Source organism: Kitasatospora sp. NPDC001095 (genome assembly GCF_053598615.1).
Genome location: NZ_JBSFKQ010000035.1, coordinates 24,550 through 41,940, shown reverse-complemented (window position 1 = coordinate 41,940; position 17,391 = coordinate 24,550). Strand labels below are relative to the sequence as shown.

8 protein-coding genes are annotated in these 17,391 nt (G+C 72.6%); 6 read left to right on the top strand and 2 right to left on the bottom strand.

Annotation, left to right across the window (positions count from 1 at the left end):
• Positions 1–3 precede the first annotated feature (3 nt).
• Positions 4–1,431, bottom strand: a complete 1,428-nt coding sequence (locus ACWDBB_RS25045) for a family 2B encapsulin nanocompartment shell protein (RefSeq protein ID WP_449791731.1) — start codon at positions 1,429–1,431, stop codon at positions 4–6.
• A 232-nt stretch (positions 1,432–1,663) separates the two neighbouring features.
• On the opposite strand from ACWDBB_RS25045, the gene ACWDBB_RS25040 reads away from it, so the two are divergent.
• Together ACWDBB_RS25040 and ACWDBB_RS25035 are read left to right on the top strand one after the other, a co-directional pair.
• Positions 1,664–3,523, top strand: coding sequence for an ABC transporter ATP-binding protein (locus ACWDBB_RS25040; RefSeq protein ID WP_449791730.1), 1,860 nt, complete (start codon positions 1,664–1,666; stop codon positions 3,521–3,523).
• A complete protein-coding gene (locus ACWDBB_RS25035; protein ID WP_449791729.1) occupies positions 3,520–5,367 on the top strand; it encodes an ABC transporter ATP-binding protein in 1,848 nt (615 codons plus the stop codon). Before ACWDBB_RS25040 ends, ACWDBB_RS25035 begins: the two co-directional genes overlap by 4 nt.
• Before the next feature lie 194 nt (positions 5,368–5,561).
• Here ACWDBB_RS25035 and glgP read toward each other — a convergent pair whose 3' ends face one another.
• The gene (gene glgP / locus ACWDBB_RS25030) at positions 5,562–8,240 is read right to left on the bottom strand and encodes an alpha-glucan family phosphorylase (protein WP_449791728.1); all 2,679 of its coding nucleotides are present in this window, start codon (positions 8,238–8,240) and stop codon (positions 5,562–5,564) included.
• Between the two features lie 1,030 nt (positions 8,241–9,270).
• Here glgP and ACWDBB_RS25025 point away from each other — a divergent pair.
• The 4 genes from ACWDBB_RS25025 to glgB all read left to right on the top strand — a co-directional run bounded on the left by ACWDBB_RS25025 (position 9,271) and on the right by glgB (position 17,270).
• Positions 9,271–11,226, top strand: a complete 1,956-nt coding sequence (locus tag ACWDBB_RS25025) for an alpha-1,4-glucan--maltose-1-phosphate maltosyltransferase (RefSeq protein WP_449791764.1) — start codon at positions 9,271–9,273, stop codon at positions 11,224–11,226.
• The gene (gene treS, locus ACWDBB_RS25020; RefSeq protein ID WP_449791727.1) at positions 11,223–12,947 is read left to right on the top strand and encodes a maltose alpha-D-glucosyltransferase; all 1,725 of its coding nucleotides are present in this window, start codon (positions 11,223–11,225) and stop codon (positions 12,945–12,947) included. Before ACWDBB_RS25025 ends, treS begins: the two co-directional genes overlap by 4 nt.
• 250 nt (positions 12,948–13,197) lie before the next feature.
• Positions 13,198–14,679: a maltokinase N-terminal cap-like domain-containing protein gene (locus ACWDBB_RS25015; protein WP_449791726.1), complete on the top strand. Its 1,482-nt coding sequence runs from the start codon at positions 13,198–13,200 to the stop codon at positions 14,677–14,679.
• Between the two features lie 155 nt (positions 14,680–14,834).
• The gene (gene glgB / locus ACWDBB_RS25010; protein WP_449791725.1) at positions 14,835–17,270 is read left to right on the top strand and encodes a 1,4-alpha-glucan branching enzyme; all 2,436 of its coding nucleotides are present in this window, start codon (positions 14,835–14,837) and stop codon (positions 17,268–17,270) included.
• Positions 17,271–17,391: the final 121 nt, after the last annotated feature.

The window sequence follows — 17,391 nt, the reverse complement described above, 5'->3', positions numbered from 1 at the left end:
GCATCAGCTGCCGGCGTGCCCGACCTCGACGTTCTCCAGCACACCGATCGCGTCCGGCACCAGCACCGCCGCCGAGTAGTAGGTGCTGACCAGGTACGAGGCGATCGCCTTCTCGTCGATGCCCATGAAGCGGACGTTCAGACCCGGCTCCACCTCGTCCGGGATCCCGGTCTGGGTGAGGCCGACCACGCCCTGGTTGTCCTCGCCGACGCGCATCGCGATGAACGCGCTGGTCTGCTGGCCGGACACCGGGATCTTGTTGCACGGGAAGATCGGCACCCCGCGCCAGGTCGGCCGGTGCTTGCCGAGGACGTCGACCGCGGACGGGTAGAGGCCGGCCCGGTTGCACTCCCGCTCGAAGGCCGCGATCGCCCGCGGGTGGGCGAACAGGAAGTCGGTGTCACGGCGCATGCTCAGCAGCTCGTCCAGGTCGTCCGGGGTGGGCGCCCCGGTGCGGGTCTGGATCCGCTGGTCGAAGTCGGCGTTGCTTAGCAGCCCGAACTCCGGGTTGTTGATGATCTCGTGCTCCTGCCGCTCCCGCAGGGCCTCGATGGTCAGCCGCAGCTGCTCCTCGGTCTGGTTCATCGGCTTGTTGTAGAGGTCCGCGACCCGGGTGTGCACCTTGAGGACGGTCTGCGCGACGCTCAGCTCGTACTCGCGCGGCGTCAACTCGTAGTCCACGAAGGCGCCCGGCAGCTCGTACTCGCCCCGGTGGCCGGCCGAGAGGTCGATCCTCGCCTCGCCGTGCTCGTTCTGCGCCTGCGCGGCGTCGGCGGCGAAGCCCAGCAGCTGCTCGCGCAGCGACTCGGAGCGGCCGACCAGCTCCTGGAGCACCGGCCAGGACAGCGCCATCGCGACCCCGGAGGTGCTCGCCCTCACGGTGTACGGCCAGGTGCCGCCGCCCTCGGTGATCGCCTCGTCGCCGAGGGGGTCGCCGTCGGCGAGCGAGCCCAGCACGGTCTGCTCGCCGTACTTGCCGGTGCCGATCCGGTCCACCTTCCCGTGCGCGATCAGGAACACCTCGTCGATCGGCGCCCCCTCCCGCACCAGCACGTCGCCCTGCGCGAAGTCCCGCTGCACGAACCGGCGGGCCATCTCGGCGAGCACCTCCTCGTCCTCGAAGCCGCGCAGCGCCGGCACCTCGGCCAGCGAGGGAGCGATCACCGTCACCGCGGAGCCGGTCTTGGCGAAGCTCACCCGGCCCCGCCCGGGGGCGTAGCTCAGCCGCCGGTTGACCCGGTAGGTGCCCGCGCTGACCTGCACCCACGGCAGCATCTTCAGCAGCCAGCGGGAGCTGATCTCCTGCATCTGCGGCTTCGACTTGGTCGTCGTCGCCAGGTTCCGCGCCGCGGTCGTGCTGAGGCTGAGCTGGGCCCGTACCCGCACGGTTGCGGAACCGTGACCGGGGGTGGGCTCGGTTTCGACCGTCATCCGCGCACTCCTGTCGCCTGCGTGTCCATGGGCATCCGTCAGGAGATGTAATCGGCCGACGAGCAGGCGCTCGCAAGACGCGCGCGGCGCACTCGCCCCTGCACGAACGGATGCGCGCGCCCCATGTTCGCGCCCGCACCGCCCGTTCGGGTGGCCGGTTCTCGCCTGATGCCACCGACAGGGGCGAAAAACCGGATGAGAAGTGACGGTCTCTCTGCCTACCCTCACCGCGATGGCCGAGAACAGACAAGACCCCGACGACCCGACCCCGGCAACCCCCCGAACCGACACGGACACCGCGAGAACCGCGGCCGGCCGGGCCGGGACCGCACCGCGCCACTCCACGGTCCGCTCCCTGCTCCGCCTGCGGCCGTACGCCCGCGCCGTCCGCGGCCGGCTGGCCGTCTCGGTGACGGCCGCCTCGCTCGGCATGCTGAGCACCCTCGCCGTCCCGGTGGTCCTCGGCCTGATCGTGGACGGCCCGCTCGCCGAACACGACCTGGCCGGCCTCTGGCCGCTGGTCGGCCTGCTGGTGGTCCTCGGCCTGGTCGAGTCCGCGCTGTTCTTCACCCGCCGGGTGGTGCTGGCCCGCCCGCTGGCCGGGCTGGAGACGGCCATGCGCGGGGACCTCTTCGCCAAGCTCCAGCGGCTGCCGGTCTCCTTCCACGACCGCTGGGGCTCCGGCCAGCTGCTCTCCCGGGCCACCGCCGACATGTACACCATGCGGCTGTTCCTGGCCTTCCCGCTGGTCTTCCTGGTCGTCAACTCGGTGATGTTCCTGGCCGGCACGGTGGTGATGTTCACCCAGGACTGGCGGCTCGCACTGATCGCCCTCGTCCCTGCGCTCCCGCTGTTCGTGCTCACCCGGCGGTTCGAGGCCCGCTACTCCGACGTCTCCCGGCTCGCCCAGGACCAGAACGGGGACCTCGCCACCGTGGTCGAGGAGTCCGTCCTCGGCATCCGCATCCTCAAGGCCTTCGGCCGCCACCGCTCGATGGCCGAGCGCTTCCGCACCCAGTCCCAGGAGCTGCGCGGCACCGAACTGCGCAAGGCGCACCTGCTCGCCAACCTCTGGGCGGTCATCGTCGGCCTGCCGGAGATCGCGCTCGGCTGCGCCCTCGCCGTCGGCGCCTACCTGGTGGCCCACGACGAACTGAGCGCCGGCACCCTGGTCGCCTTCCTCTCCACCGCGCTCGCGCTGCGCTGGCCGGTCGAGTCGCTCGGCTGGCTGCTCGCCTACGCCAACGAGGCGGCCACCGCCACCGACCGCTTCTTCGAGGTGCTGGACGAGCCCGAGAGCCCCGACCCCGGCACCGCCACCGAACTCGCCGCCCCGGACGGCATCCGCTTCACCGGCGTCCGCTTCCGCTACCCCGACGCCCCCGAGGACGGCCCCGACCTGCTGGCCGGCATCGACCTGCACGTCCGCAGCGGCGAGACCATGGCCCTGGTCGGCGCCACCGGCAGCGGCAAGACCACGCTCACCGCGCTGCTCCCCCGGCTGTACGAGGCCACCGCCGGCACCATCACCCTGGACGGCCGGGACATCCGCGAACTGCCCCGGCAGCGGCTGCGCGAACTCGTCGCCGTCGCCTTCGAGGAGCCCACCCTGTTCTCCGCCACCGTCCGGGAGAACGTCCTGATGGGCGCCCCCGGCGCCGGTGAGGAGCAGCTGCGCACCGCCCTCGCCACCGCCCAGGCCGGCTTCGTCGAGAAGCTCCCGCAGGGCCCGGACACCGAGGTCGGCGAGCAGGGCCTGAGCCTGTCCGGCGGCCAGCGCCAGCGCCTCGCGCTGGCCCGCGCGGTGGTCGGCGACCCGGCTTTCCTGGTGCTGGACGACCCGCTCTCCGCGCTGGACGTGCACACCGAGGCGCTGGTCGAACGGGCACTGCGCGAGGTCCTCGGCACCACCACCGCCCTGGTGGTCGCCCATCGCCCCAGCACCGTGCTGCTCGCCGACCGGGTCGCGGTGCTGGCGGACGGCCGGATCGTGGCCGTCGGCACCCACCAGGAGCTGCTGCGCGACTGCGCGCACTACCGAGAACTGATGTCGGGCGAGGCCGCCCCGGTGCCCGAACGGAGCAGCGCATGACCACCACCGCCGAACCCCTGCAGACCGGGCCCGCCGAGCCGCCCGGGGAGGAGCTGCCCCCGCCGCCCGCCGACGAGGAGGACATCCCCGTCCCGCCGGGCGCGCCCCGGGCGCTGCTGCGCTCGCTGCTCGGCCCGCACCGGGCCCGGATCGCCGTCGCGATGGTGGTGATCCTGGTCCAGCAGGCCGCGCTCCAGTCCGGCCCGCTGCTGGTCGCGGTGGCGATGGACCGCGGCATCCCGGCGCTGCGCGAACACGACTCCGGCCCGCTGATCGCGGTGGTCGCCGCCTACCTGTTCTGCGCGCTGCTCAGCCCGGTGCTGCAGTGGGCGTTCATCAAGATCAGCGCCCGGGTCAACCAGGACATCGTGCTGGAGCTGCGCGGCCGGATCTTCCGGCACGCCCAGCGGCTCGGCCTGGACTTCCACGAGCGCTACACCTCGGGCCGGATCATCTCCCGCGCCACCAGCGACATCGACGCGCTGCGCGAGCTGCTCTCCGAGGGCCTGCAGGAGCTGCTGACGGTCTTCCTGTCGGTCTGCTACATCTCGGTGCTGCTGCTGGTGCTGGACTGGCAGCTCGGCCTGGTCTCGCTGGCGGCCTTCCTGCCGCTGGCCCTGATCGCCCGCTCCTTCCGCCGTCGCTCGCGCCGGGTCTACCGGCGCTCGCGCACCTCGGCGGCCTCGCTGATCGTCCGCTTCACCGAGACCATGAACGGCATCCGCCCGGTGCAGGCCTTCCGCCGGGAGAAGGCCAACGACGCCGCCTTCGCCGTGGTCAACAAGCAGTCCGCCACCGCGACGGCGGACGGCCTGCTGGAGATCGCCCGCTACGTCGGCCTCTCCCGCGCCACCGCCAACCTGTGGACCGCCGGCGTGGTGCTGCTCGGCGCGTACCTGGTCGTGGACGACGCGCTGGAGCTGGGCGTGCTCACCGCCTTCGCGCTCTACCTGCGCCGGCTCTTCGACCCGATCGACCAGCTGGCGATGTTCCTCAACAGCTACCAGTCGGCCGCCGCGGCCCTGGAGAAGATCTCCGGCCTGCTCGCCCACGAGCCGACCGTCGCCGAGCCGGCCGAGCCCACCGCGCTGCCCGAGTCCTCCGGAAAGGGCCGCGCCGTCTCCTTCGAGGGCACCCGCTTCGCCTACCGGACGGGCAAGGAGGTGCTGCCGGTCTTCGACCTGCTGATCCCGGCCGGGCAGACGGTCGCGGTGGTCGGCGCGACCGGCGCGGGCAAGTCGACGGTCGCCAAGCTGCTGGCCCGCTTCTACGACCCGACCGACGGCCGGATCCGGCTGGACGGCGTGGACCTGCGCGAGCTGGCCACCCCCGAGCTGCGGCGCGGGGTGGTGATGGTGACCCAGGAGTCCTTCCTGTTCTCCGGCACCGTCGCCGAGAACATCGCGATCGGCCGCCCCGGCGCCACCCGCGAGGAGGTCGAGCAGGCCGCCCGCGACATCGGCGCGTACGAGTTCATCGCCGCCCTGCCGGACGGCTTCGACACCGACGTGCGCAAGCGCGGCGGCCGGATCTCGGCCGGCCAGCGCCAGCTGGTGGCCTTCGCCCGCGCCCTGCTGGCCGACCCCTCGGTGCTGATCCTGGACGAGGCGACCAGCTCGCTGGACGTCCCCGGGGAGCAGGCCGTGCAGCGGGCGATGCGCACCGTGCTGGCCGGCCGGACGGCCGTGATCATCGCCCACCGGCTCTCCACCGTGGAGATCGCCGACCGTGTCCTGGTGATGGATCAGGGCCGGATCGTGGAGGATGGCTCCCCACGGGAGCTGATCGACGGCTCCGGCCGTTTCGCCGCCCTCCACCGGGCCTGGCGGGACAGCCTGGTCTAGGGTCAGCCCGGGCCCGGCTCCAGGGCCCCACGAATGTGCCCGTCCGGGTGCGCCGTCACGCACCCGGCCGGGCCACCCCACTTGCCGAACAGGAGTACGGGCGCGACCGTCCGCGCGGTTCACGACCGGACGGCCGCCCTCCGCCCGCGCGGACGGGCGGGTGGAGGGCGGCCGTCCGGGGGACAGCCCTGGGCTCAGCGCAGCAGCCCGGCGTCCATCCCGGCCGACTCGGCCGGCAGGGCGACCAGCCCCAGCTCGGCCGGCGAGGCCAGCCGCGGATGCGCGGGCAGCACCCGGACGGTGTAGCCGAACGGGCCCGTCCGACACAGCTCCAGCGAGCCCTCGTAGCGGGTGCGACCGTCCAGGTCGGGCCCGCCGACCGGCTTGAGGGCGAGCAGGCAGGCCTCCGAGATCCGGTCCCGCTCGTCCACCCGACCGGAGACCGCCTGCACCTCGACGTCGCCCGGCTCCAGCGTCCCGAGCGCGACCTGCACCCGCAGCGCCAGCGAGCTGCCCAGCTCCTGCGCCTCGGCCGGGCAGTCCGCCTCCACGTGCTCGACCCGGACGGCCGGCCACGCCTCCCGGACCTTCGCCTTCCAGGCCGCCAGCTCGCGCGCGCCCGTGAACCGGCCGCCCGCCTGCTGCCCCGCCAGCTCCCGCTGGGCCTGCGCCGCCGGCGCGTACAGCCGTTCGACGTACTCCCGGACCATCCGGCCGGCCAGCACCTTGGGCCCGAGGGTGACGAGGGTGTGCCGGACCATGGAGATCCACTGCTGCGGCAGCCCGTCCGCGTCCCGGTCGTAGAAGCGGGCGGCGACCTGGTTCTCGATCAGGTCGTAGAGCGCGGCCGCCTCGATGTCGTCGCGCCGCTCGGCCTCGCCGCTGTCCGGGTCGAGCGCCCCGCCGCTCTCGTCGGCGGTGGGGATCGCCCAGCCGTTGCGGCCGTCGTACCACTCGTCCCACCAGCCGTCCAGGACGGACAGGTTGAGGCAGCCGTTGAGCGCGGCCTTCATCCCGGAGGTGCCGCAGGCCTCCAGCGGGCGCAGCGGGTTGTTCAGCCAGACGTCGCAGCCCGGGTAGAGGCGCTGGGCCATCGCCATGTCGTAGTCCGGCAGGAAGACGATCCGGTGCCGCACCGCCGGGTCGTCGGCGAAGGCGACCATCTGCTGGATCAGCCGCTTGCCGCCGTCGTCGGCCGGGTGGGCCTTGCCGGCCACCACGATCTGCACCGGCCGGGTGGGGTGCAGCAGCAGGGCCCGCAGCCGCTCCTGGTCGCGCAGCATCAGGGTGAGCCGCTTGTACGAGGGCACCCGGCGGGCGAAGCCGATGGTGAGCACGTCGGGGTCGAGCACCGAGGAGACCCAGCCGAGCTCGGCCTCGCCGGCCCCGCGCCGGCGCCAGGAGGCGCGCAGCCGGCGGCGGGCCTCCTCCACCAGCTGGGCCCGCAGGGTGCGCCGCAGCTCCCAGACCTCGGTGTTGCCGATCCTCTCCAGGCCGGTCCAGCGCTTGGTCTCGCCGGTGGTCATCGCCTCCTCGGCGCGCTCGGCGCCGATCTCGGCGGCGCCGAGCCGCACCACCGCCGGGTCGATCCAGGTGGCGGCGTGCACGCCGTTGGTGACCGAGGTGATCGGCACCTCGGCGGGGTCGAAGCCGGGCCACAGGCCGTTGAACATCGAGCGGCTGACCTCGCCGTGCAGGGTGGAGACCCCGTTGGCGCGCTGGGCCAGCCGCAGGCCCATGGCGGCCATGTTGAAGAGCTTCGGGTCCCCGTCGGACCAGCTCTCCGCGCCGAGCGCGAGCACCTGGTCGACCGGCACGCCCGGGAGCGCGGCGTCGCCGCCGAAGTGGCGGGCGACCAGCTCGCGGTCGAAGCGGTCGATGCCGGCCGGGACGGGCGTGTGGGTGGTGAAGAGGGTGCCGGCCCGGACGGCCTCCAGGGCGGCGGCGAAGTCGAGGCCGGTGCGGTCGTCGGCGATCAGTTCGCGGATGCGTTCCACGCCGAGGAAGCCGGCGTGGCCCTCGTTGGTGTGGAAGACGTCGGGGGCGGGGTGGCCGGTGAGCCGGCAGTAGGCGCGCACCGCCCGGACGCCGCCGATGCCGAGCAGCATCTCCTGGAGCAGCCGGTGCTCGCTGCCGCCGCCGTACAGCCGGTCGGTGATCTCCCGCTCGGCCGACGAGTTGGCCTCGATGTCGGAGTCGAGCAGCAGCAGCGGGACCCGCCCGACCTGGGCCTTCCAGATGTGGGCCGCCAGGGTGCGGCCGCCGGGCAGGGCGAGGTCGACCCGGCTCGGGGTGCCGTCGGCCTCGCGTAGCAGGCTGACCGCGAGTTCGTCCGGATCGAGCAGCGGATAGCGCTCCTGCTGCCAGCCGTCCCGGCTGAGGGACTGGCGGAAGTAGCCGTGCCGGTAGAACAGGCCGACGCCGACGACCGGCACGCCGAGGTCGCTGGCGGCCTTGAGGTGGTCGCCGGCCAGGATGCCGAGCCCGCCGGAGTACTGGGGCAGCGCGGCGGCGATGCCGTACTCGGGCGAGAAGTAGGCGATCGCGGCGGGCAGCGGGGCGGCCTCGGAGTGCTGCCGGTTCTGGTACCAGCGGGGGCCGGTGAGGTACTCGCGCAGGTCGTCGGCGAGGTCGCCGAGTCTGCGCAGGAAGCGCCGGTCGGTGGCGAGCGCGGCCAGCCGGGCGGCCGGGACCTCCCCGAGCAGCCGTACCGGGTCCTCGCCGGTCGCGGCCCAGACCTCCGGGTCCACGGACCGGAAGAGGTCCCTGGTCTCGGGGTGCCAGGACCAGCGCAGGTTGAGGGCCAGCTCGTGCAACGGCTGGAGTTGTTCGGGCAGGACGGTGCGGACGGTGAATCTGCGGATTGCCTTCACGGCGTGAAGCGTAGCCTCGGCGGTCGGCCCGACAGTGCGTCAAGTGGGCTATTGGGCATCCGTTCGGGCTATTGATGAGATCGCATTCGGCGCATTGGTCTGCACGGGGGGCGCGCGAGGCGCACATTTCGGGGGCCCGCGCTACCAATACGTGAACTCTTCGGTACGGTTCCATTTCCGACCACTCATCCGGCCGGGAGAAGGCCCGAAACTACTGTCGTACCGCTGCAAAAACCTTGTCACCGGTGCGAGGATGACCGAAGGCCGTTGATGCTGTGGGGAGTACGACGACGGGTGGCGTCCCCCGCGAAGCAGCACGTCCGAATCCTTTTCGCGTTGACCGTTCCCGCCCTTCTTAGCCCATTCGGCGCTCACCGCGCACGGACGCGTGTCCTCACGCCCGGCCCGCTCGTTCACGGGTGGACCGGGTCGGCCGGGGACACGCCCCGCGCAGGCGTGCGCCGGGACGCGCACGGGCTCCGGGGCGCCCCGCCGCCGGCTCGGCGGGCGTCGGGCAGGTTGCCGGGAACAGCGGCGCGGGCAGGCTTCCGGTCGCACGTCCTCCCCACCCAGCAGTCCTCCGGTACTCCCCCGGCCCGACCCCGGCCCGCGGGGAGCTGCCGCCGATCTCGGGCAGGAGCTTGGCATGCACGGCGACACGCGGGACCAGTCCACACCGGTGGCCGAAGGCCTCGACGCAGCGGTCGCGGAATCCGCCGGACGGATGGATTCTGACACTCGGACAGATACGGCGATGCCGGCGCCGAGGACGTCCGGAGCGGTCCCTGGCGGATCCTCCGAATCCGAAGCCTCCCCAGCGACTCGACACCCCGGGGTCGAGGAGGACCGGACGGCGGCACCCCGCAGGCGCACCACCACCACGCGCCGCACCACCGCCACCGCCCCGAAGGCCGGCACCGCGAAGCCCGGCGTCGAGTCCGCCGCCGTGCAGCCCCCGGCCACCAGGGCGCCCGCTCGCAAGTCCCCCGCTCGCAAGCCCGCCGCCCGCAAGACGACAGAGAGCGACACCGTGATCGGCCGCATCCCCGTCCTGGACGTCAGTCCCCTCGTCGACTCCGGCCGCCGACCGGCCAAGGCCGTCGTCGGCGAGACCTTCCTGGTCACCGCGACCGTCTTCCGCGAGGGCCACGACGCCGTCAACGCCAACGTGGTGCTGCGCGACCCGCGCGGCCGCAGCGGCCCGTGGACGCCGATGCGGGAACTCGCCGAGGGCACCGACCGCTGGGGCGCGTACGTCACCCCGACGGCGCCCGGCCGCTGGTCGTACCTGGTGGAGGCGTGGAGCGACCCGGTCGCCACCTGGCGCAGGACCGCCTCGGTGAAGCTGCCCGCCGGGATCGACACCGCGCTGGTGCTGGAGGAGGGCGCCCGGCTGCTGGAGCAGGCCGCGGCCGGGGTGCCCAAGAAGGAGGGCCGCGCCGACGTGCTCGCGGCCGCCGACGCGCTGCGCGACCCGTCCCTGCCGCCGCTGTCCCGGCTGGCCGCCGCGCTCGCGCCCGAGGTGCTCGACGCGCTGACCCGCCACCCGCTGCGCGAGCTGCTCAGCGCCTCCCGCCCGCTGCCGCTCCAGGTCGACCGCGAGCGCGCGCTGTTCGGCTCCTGGTACGAGTTCTTCCCCCGTTCGGAGGGCGCCGTGGTCGACCCGACCGGGGTCGAGCCGCCGTGTTCCGGCACCCTGCGCAGCGCCGCCGAGCGGCTGCCGGCCATCGCCGCGATGGGCTTCGACGTGGTCTACCTGCCGCCGGTCCACCCGATCGGCCGAGCCTTCCGCAAGGGCCCGGACAACACCCTGACGGCCGGTCCGCACGACGTCGGCTCGCCCTGGGCGATCGGCTCCCCCGAGGGCGGCCACGACGCCGTCCACCCGGACCTCGGCACCATCGAGGACTTCGACCACTTCGTCGCCGAGGCGCAGGCGCTGCACCTGGAAGTGGCGCTGGACTTCGCCCTCCAGTGCTCCCCCGACCACCCCTGGGTGAACAAGCATCCGGAATGGTTCAGCCACCGCACGGACGGCACCATCGCGTACGCCGAGAATCCGCCGAAGAAGTACCAGGACATCTATCCGATCAACTTCGACCAGGACATGGACGGAATCGTCAAGGAAACAATCCGGATCCTCCGGTTCTGGATGTCCCACGGCGTGCGGATCTTCCGGGTCGACAACCCCCACACCAAACCCGTGGTGTTCTGGGAGAGGGTGCTCGCCGACGTCGCCCGGACCGACCCGGACGTCGTGTTCCTGGCCGAGGCCTTCACCCGCCCGGCGATGATGCACACCCTGGCGAAGATCGGATTCCACCAGTCGTACACGTACTTCACCTGGCGCACCACCAAACCGGAACTCACCGCGTACCTCACCGAGCTCACCGGTGACGCCGCCGCCCACATGCGGCCCAACTTCTTCGTCAACACCCCGGACATCCTCCACGCGTACCTCCAGCACGGCGGCCGGGCCGCCTTCGCGGTCCGCGCGGTGCTCGCCGCCACCCTCTCCCCCAGCTACGGCGTCTACGCCGGCTACGAGCTGTACGAGAACGAGCCGGCCCACCCGGGCTCCGAGGAGTACCTGCACTCGGAGAAGTACGAACTGCGCCCGCGCGACTGGAGCCGCACCGACACCCTGGCCCCGCTGCTGACGGTGCTGAACCGGCTGCGCCGCCGCCACCCCGCCCTCCAGCAGCTGCGCGACCTGCGCTTCCACCCCACCGACAACGACCAGGTGCTCGCCTACTCCAAGACCGCGACCACCCCCGAGGGGTTCACCGACCAGGTCATCACCGTGGTGAACCTCGACCCGCACCACGTCCAGGAGGCCACCGTCACGTTGGACGGCGACGGCCCGTACGCGGTGCACGACGAGCTCACCGGCGCCGTCTACACCTGGGGCCGGCACAACTACGTCCGGCTCGACCCCTCAGCCGAGCCGGCTCACCTCCTCACGGTTCGGAGGAACCCAGCGTGACAGTGAACGAGCCCGTCCCCGACACCTTCCCCGAGACCTCGAAGAAGAAGCTCGACCCCGAGTGGTTCAAGCGTGCGGTCTTCTACGAGGTGCTGGTGCGGTCCTTCCAGGACAGCAACGGCGACGGGGTCGGGGACCTCAAGGGGCTCACGGCCAAGCTCGACTACCTCCAGTGGCTCGGGATCGACTGCCTCTGGCTCCCCCCGTTCTTCGCCTCGCCGCTGCGCGACGGCGGCTACGACGTCTCCGACTACACCTCGGTGCTGCCGGAGTTCGGCGACCTCGCCGACTTCATGGAGTTCGTCGACGCCGCCCACGCCCGCGGCATGCGCATCATCATCGACTTCGTCATGAACCACACCAGCGACCAGCACCCGTGGTTCCAGGCCTCCCGCTCCGACCCGGACGGGCCGTACGGCGACTTCTACATGTGGGCCGACGACGACAAGCAGTACCCGGACGCCCGGATCATCTTCGTCGACACCGAGACGTCCAACTGGACCTACGACCCGGTCCGCAAGCAGTACTACTGGCACCGGTTCTTCTCGCACCAGCCGGACCTCAACTACGACAACCCCCGGGTCCAGGACGAGATGATCGCCGGGCTGCGGTTCTGGCTCGACCTCGGCATCGACGGCTTCCGGCTGGACGCGGTGCCGTACCTGTTCGCCCGCGAGGGCACCAACTGCGAGAACCTGCCGGAGACCCACGAGTTCCTCAAGCGGGTCCGCAAGGAGATCGACGCCAACTACCCGGACACCGTGCTGCTGGCCGAGGCCAACCAGTGGCCGGAGGACGTCGTCGACTACTTCGGCGACTTCGGCTCGGGCGGCGACGAGTGCCACATGGCGTTCCACTTCCCGGTGATGCCGCGGATCTTCATGGCGGTGCGCCGCGAGTCCCGCTACCCGGTCTCGGAGATCCTCGCCAAGACCCCGCAGATCCCCGGCGGCTGCCAGTGGGGCATCTTCCTGCGCAACCACGACGAGCTGACCCTGGAGATGGTCACCGACGAGGAGCGCGACTACATGTACGCGGAGTACGCCAAGGACCCGCGGATGCGCGCCAACGTGGGCATCCGCCGCCGGCTCGCCCCGCTGCTGGAGAACGACCGCAACCAGATCGAGCTGTTCACCGCCCTGCTGCTCTCCCTGCCCGGCTCCCCGGTGCTCTACTACGGGGACGAGATCGGCATGGGCGACAACATCTGGCTCGGCGACCGGGACGGCGTGCGCACCCCGATGCAGTGGACCCCGGACCGCAACGCGGGTTTCTCCTCCGCCGACCCGGGCAGGCTCAGTCTGCCGCCCATCATGGACCCGGTGTACGGCTTCCAGGTGACCAACGTCGAGGCGCAGCAGAGCAGTTCGAGCTCACTGCTGCACTGGACGCGTCGCATGATCGAGATCCGCAAGCTCAACCCGGCGTTCGGCCTCGGAAGCTACGCCGAACTGCCCTCCAGCAACCCCGCCGTGCTGGCGTTCGTGCGCGAGTACGAGGGGGACCTGGTCATGTGCGTGAACAACTTCTCGCGGTTCGCGCAGCCGACCGAGCTGGACCTGCGGCAGTACGGCGGGCGGTACCCGGTCGAGCTGATCGGCGGGGTGCGCTTCCCGTCGATCGGCGAGTGGCCCTACCTGCTCACCCTGGCCGGGCACGGCTTCTACTGGTTCCAGCTCAGGCAGCCCCCGCGCCTGAGCGGGACCAGGCGGTCGAAGTAACGATCCGTCGCACGCCGCACACCAGCATGGACAGCACCACCAGACCCTCCGGGGGCGCGAGTTGACCCCCGCGCCCCCGGTGTTCTCTGCACCACCGCGTACGGAGAACAGCCCAACGGCCACCCACACGAAGGCGTGACACCCGAGCCGTGCTCGCGTGCCGCGACCGCCGCGCCGCCGCAATCCGGAAGACTGACGGACCCGGCCACGACCCGTCGGGCAGTCCGCGTGCTTCCGGGGAAAGGGAGCCATGTCCGAAACCTCCCGTTCTCAAGCCCACCTCCCGGGCGACGCCCCCGCCACCGCGGCGGGCCCCCGGGGCACCGGGGCCCGGAGAACCACCCTGGGCGTCAGCGAACTCGTCCAGGCGGCCCTGCCACTGATCGCCGCGTGGCTGCCCACCCAGCGCTGGTACGCCGGCAAGGGGCGGCCGATCACCGGCCTCACCCCGGTGGTCGGCACCCCGCTGCAGGTCGGCGACCCGGCCCTGCTGCACCTGCTGCTGCGGGTCGAGCACGCCACCACGGCCGGCGCCCCGCACGGCGACATCTACCAGCTGCTGCTCGGCATCCGCTCCGGCGGGCTCGGGGACATCGGGCCCGGCGCCGTGCTCGGCCGGCTCACCCAGGGCCCGTACGACGGCGCGACCCTCTACGACGCGGTGCACGACCCCGAGCTCACCGGGCGGCTGCTGGAGCACCTGGCCACCGGCGACCGCTTCGGCGCGCTGTCCTTCCGCCGCACCCCCGGCTCCGGACTGCCCACCAACCTACCCGGCCGCGCCTCCACCGCCGAGCAGTCCAACAGCTCGGTCATCTACGGCACCTCGTACATCCTGAAGCTGTTCCGCCGCATCCACCCCGGCACCAACCCCGACCTCGAACTCTCGCTCGCGCTCTCCCGGGCCGGCTCCACCCGCATCCCCCGGGTCGCCGCCTGGTTCGAGAGCCGGATGGAGCGCGCCGAGCCCGCCACCCTCGGACTGCTGCAGCGCTACCTGCCGGACGCCGAGGACGGCTGGGAGCTGGCCCTCGACCAGGTCGGCCGGCTCAAGGGCGACCGCTCCCCCGGCAACTTCGCCATCGAGGCCCACCGGCTCGGCCGGGCCACCGCCGAGGTGCACCGGGTGCTGGCCCGCTCGATGCCGGTCGCCCGGCTCGACCGCACCCAGACCGGGCGGCTGGCCGGCGCGATGGCCGACCGACTGGACAGCGCCGTCGCCGCCGTCCCCGGGCTGCTGCGCTTCCGGGCCGCGCTGCGCACCGCCTTCCAACAGCTCGCCGACGCCCACCCGGACGGCCTGCCGGTCCAGCGCATCCACGGCGACCTGCACCTCGGCCAGGCGATGCGCACCCCGCACGGCTGGGTGCTGCTGGACTTCGAGGGCGAGCCGGCCAAGTCGGTCAACGAGCGCCGCGAGCCCCAGCCGGCCCTGCGCGACGTCGCCGCGATGCTGCGCTCCTTCGACTACGCGGCCGCCCACCTGCTGGCCGGCGGCCCGGTCGACCCGGAACTGGCCCACCTCGCCGCCGCCTGGGCCCAGCGCAACCGCACCGCCTACTGCGCCGGCTACACCGCCGGCGGGGGCGCCGACCCGGCCGCCTCGCCGGAGCTGATGCGGGCGCTGGAGATCGACAAGGCGGTGTACGAGGTGGTGTACGAGGCCCGGCACCGGCCGAGCTGGCTGCCGATCCCGCTGGCCGCGATCAGCCGGCTGGCCCTGTCCGTCTGAGTCCTGTCCGTCTGAGTCCCGCTTCCCGACCGCCGCTTCCGATCACCGCTTCACCACTGCTTTCCGAGTCCCGCTTCCTGACCACCGCTTCCTGACCACCGTTTCCTGTTCCGCCCGCAGGAGTTCGCCCACCCCCGTCGCAGGAGGACCCCGCCGTGACGCCGATCGACCCGACCGGCCGCCCCACCCGCCCCGTACCGGCCACCTTCCTGGCCGGACCGCTCCCAGCCGAAGGGCGGGCAGCCGAAGGGCGCGCCGGCCGCGGGCGCGGGGCGCACCGGGCGGCCGAGGAGGAGGAGGAGGGGAGTGCCGGCACCGGCGCGGAGCCCCCGGCAGCCCTCCCATCCGCAGCCGCGGACCCCCTGGAACCCGGGCGTCCGGCCCCCAGCGGGGCGCTGCGGCTGCCCGAGGCGCCGCTGCCGCCGGCCGAGGTCGACCGGCTGGTGGGCGGGCAGCACCACGACCCGCACGCCCTGCTCGGCGCGCACCCGGTGCACGGCGGCACAGCGATCCGGGTGCTGCGCCCGTTCGCCGAGCGGGTGGTCGTCGAGACCTCCCAGGGGCCGGCCGAACTCACCCACCAGCAGGGCGGGTTGTTCACCGGACTGGTGGCCGGCGGCGACCTCCCCGAGTACACCCTGCTGGTGACGTACCCCGGCGGCGAGCCGCTGCGCCAGTACGACGGCTACCGCACCCCGCCCACCCTCGGCGAACTCGACCTGCACCTGATCTCCGAGGGCCGGCACGAGCAGCTGTGGCGGGCGCTCGGCTCGCACGTGCGCACCGTCGACGGGGTGCCGGGCACCGCCTTCGCGGTCTGGGCGCCGAACGCCGTCGGGGTGCGGCTGATCGGCGACTTCAACCACTGGGACGGCACCGGGCACCCGATGCGCTCGCTCGGCTCGTCCGGGATCTGGGAGCTGTTCGTCCCCGGCCTGGCCGAGGGCACCACCTACAAGTACGAGGTGCACACCCGGCAGGGCTGGGTGCTGGACAAGGCCGACCCGCTGGCCCGGTCCGCCCAGTGCCCGCCCGGCACCGCCTCGGTGGTCACCTCCTCCGGCCACGTGTGGCGGGACGGCGAGTGGATGGCCCGCCGGGCCCGCGCCGCGCACCACCGGGCGCCGATGTCGGTGTACGAGCTGCACCTGCCGTCCTGGCGGCCCGAGCTCACCGACTACCGCGCCATCGCCGAGGAACTGCCGGGCTACCTCAAGGAGTTGAACTTCACCCACGTGGAGTTCATGCCGGTGATGGAGCACCCCTTCGGCGGCTCCTGGGGCTACCAGGTGTCCGGCTACTACGCCCCCACCGCCCGGCTCGGCAGTCCTGACGACTTCCGGTACCTGGTGGACACCCTGCACCGGCACGGCATCGGCGTGATCGTCGACTGGGTGCCCGCGCACTTCCCCAAGGACGACTTCGCGCTCGCCCGCTTCGACGGCGAGCCGCTGTACGAGCCGGCCGACCCGCTGCGCGCCGAGCACCCGGACTGGGGGACGCTGGAGTTCGACTACGGCCGCAAGGAGGTGCGCAACTTCCTCGTCGCCAACGCGGTGTACTGGTGCGAGGAGTTCCACATCGACGGCCTGCGGGTGGACGCCGTCGCCTCGATGCTCTACCTCGACTACTCCCGCGAGGGCGGCGACTGGACGCCCAACCGGTACGGCGGCCGGGAGAACCTGGACGCGGCCGCCTTCCTCCAGGAGATGAACGCCACCGTCTACCGGCGCTGCCCGGGCGTGATCACCATCGCCGAGGAGTCCACCGCCTGGGACGGGGTCACCCGCCCCACCGACGCCGGCGGCCTCGGCTTCGGGCTGAAGTGGAACATGGGCTGGATGCACGACTCGCTGGTCTACATGTCCAAGGAGCCGGTGCACCGCAAGTACCACCACAACGAGATCACCTTCTCGATGGTGTACGCCTACTCCGAGAACTACGTGCTGCCGATCTCGCACGACGAGGTGGTGCACGGCAAGCAGGCACTGGTCTCCAAGATGCCGGGCGACTGGTGGCAGCAGCGCGCCAACCACCGCGCCTACCTCGGCTTCATGTGGTCCCACCCGGGCAAGCAACTGCTGTTCATGGGACAGGAGTTCGCCCAGGGCGCGGAGTGGGACCACGAGCAGGGCCCGCAGTGGTGGGTGCTCGACGAGCAGTGGCCGGCCCACGGGGACCACCTCGGGGTGCGCCGGCTGGTCCGCGACCTCAACCGGTGCTACCTCGACACCCCGGCGCTGTGGGAGCTGGACAGCGTCCCGGACGGCTTCCGCTGGCTCGACGGCGGCGCCGCCGAGGACAACCTGCTCTCCTTCGTCCGGTACGCGACCGACGGCTCGCCGCTGGTCGCGGTCTGCAACTTCTCGCCGGTCGTCCGGCACGGCCACCGGGTCGGCCTGCCCCGACTGGCGGGCCGCGAGCAGCTGTGGGAGGAGGTGCTGAACACCGACGCCGAGGAGTACGGCGGCAGCGGCGTCGGCAACTCCCATCCGGTCAAGGCCGAGCCGGTGGAGTGGGACGGCCAGCCCCGGTCCGCCGAACTGGTCCTCCCGCCGCTCGCCACCGTCTGGTTCCGCCCCGTCCGCTGAGCGCGCACCCCGCCGAACACCCCGGGTGTCCGCCCTTCCCGGCGGGCCCCCGGGCGGGACCTCCGTCCCTTGCCCGAACCCCGCCGTTCTGCTCGCGGACGGCCGTTCGGGGTGCGAAGGT

Excerpts from the sequence above, each read along its gene's own strand:
- ACWDBB_RS25040 (WP_449791730.1), top strand. The coding sequence starts at position 1,664 with ATGGCCGAGAACAGACAAGACCCCGACGACCCGACCCCGGCAACCCCC.
- ACWDBB_RS25035 (WP_449791729.1), top strand. The coding sequence starts at position 3,520 with ATGACCACCACCGCCGAACCCCTGCAGACCGGGCCCGCCGAGCCGCCC.
- ACWDBB_RS25045 (WP_449791731.1), bottom strand. The coding sequence starts at position 1,431 with ATGACGGTCGAAACCGAGCCCACCCCCGGTCACGGTTCCGCAACCGTG.
- ACWDBB_RS25015 (WP_449791726.1), top strand. The coding sequence starts at position 13,198 with ATGTCCGAAACCTCCCGTTCTCAAGCCCACCTCCCGGGCGACGCCCCC.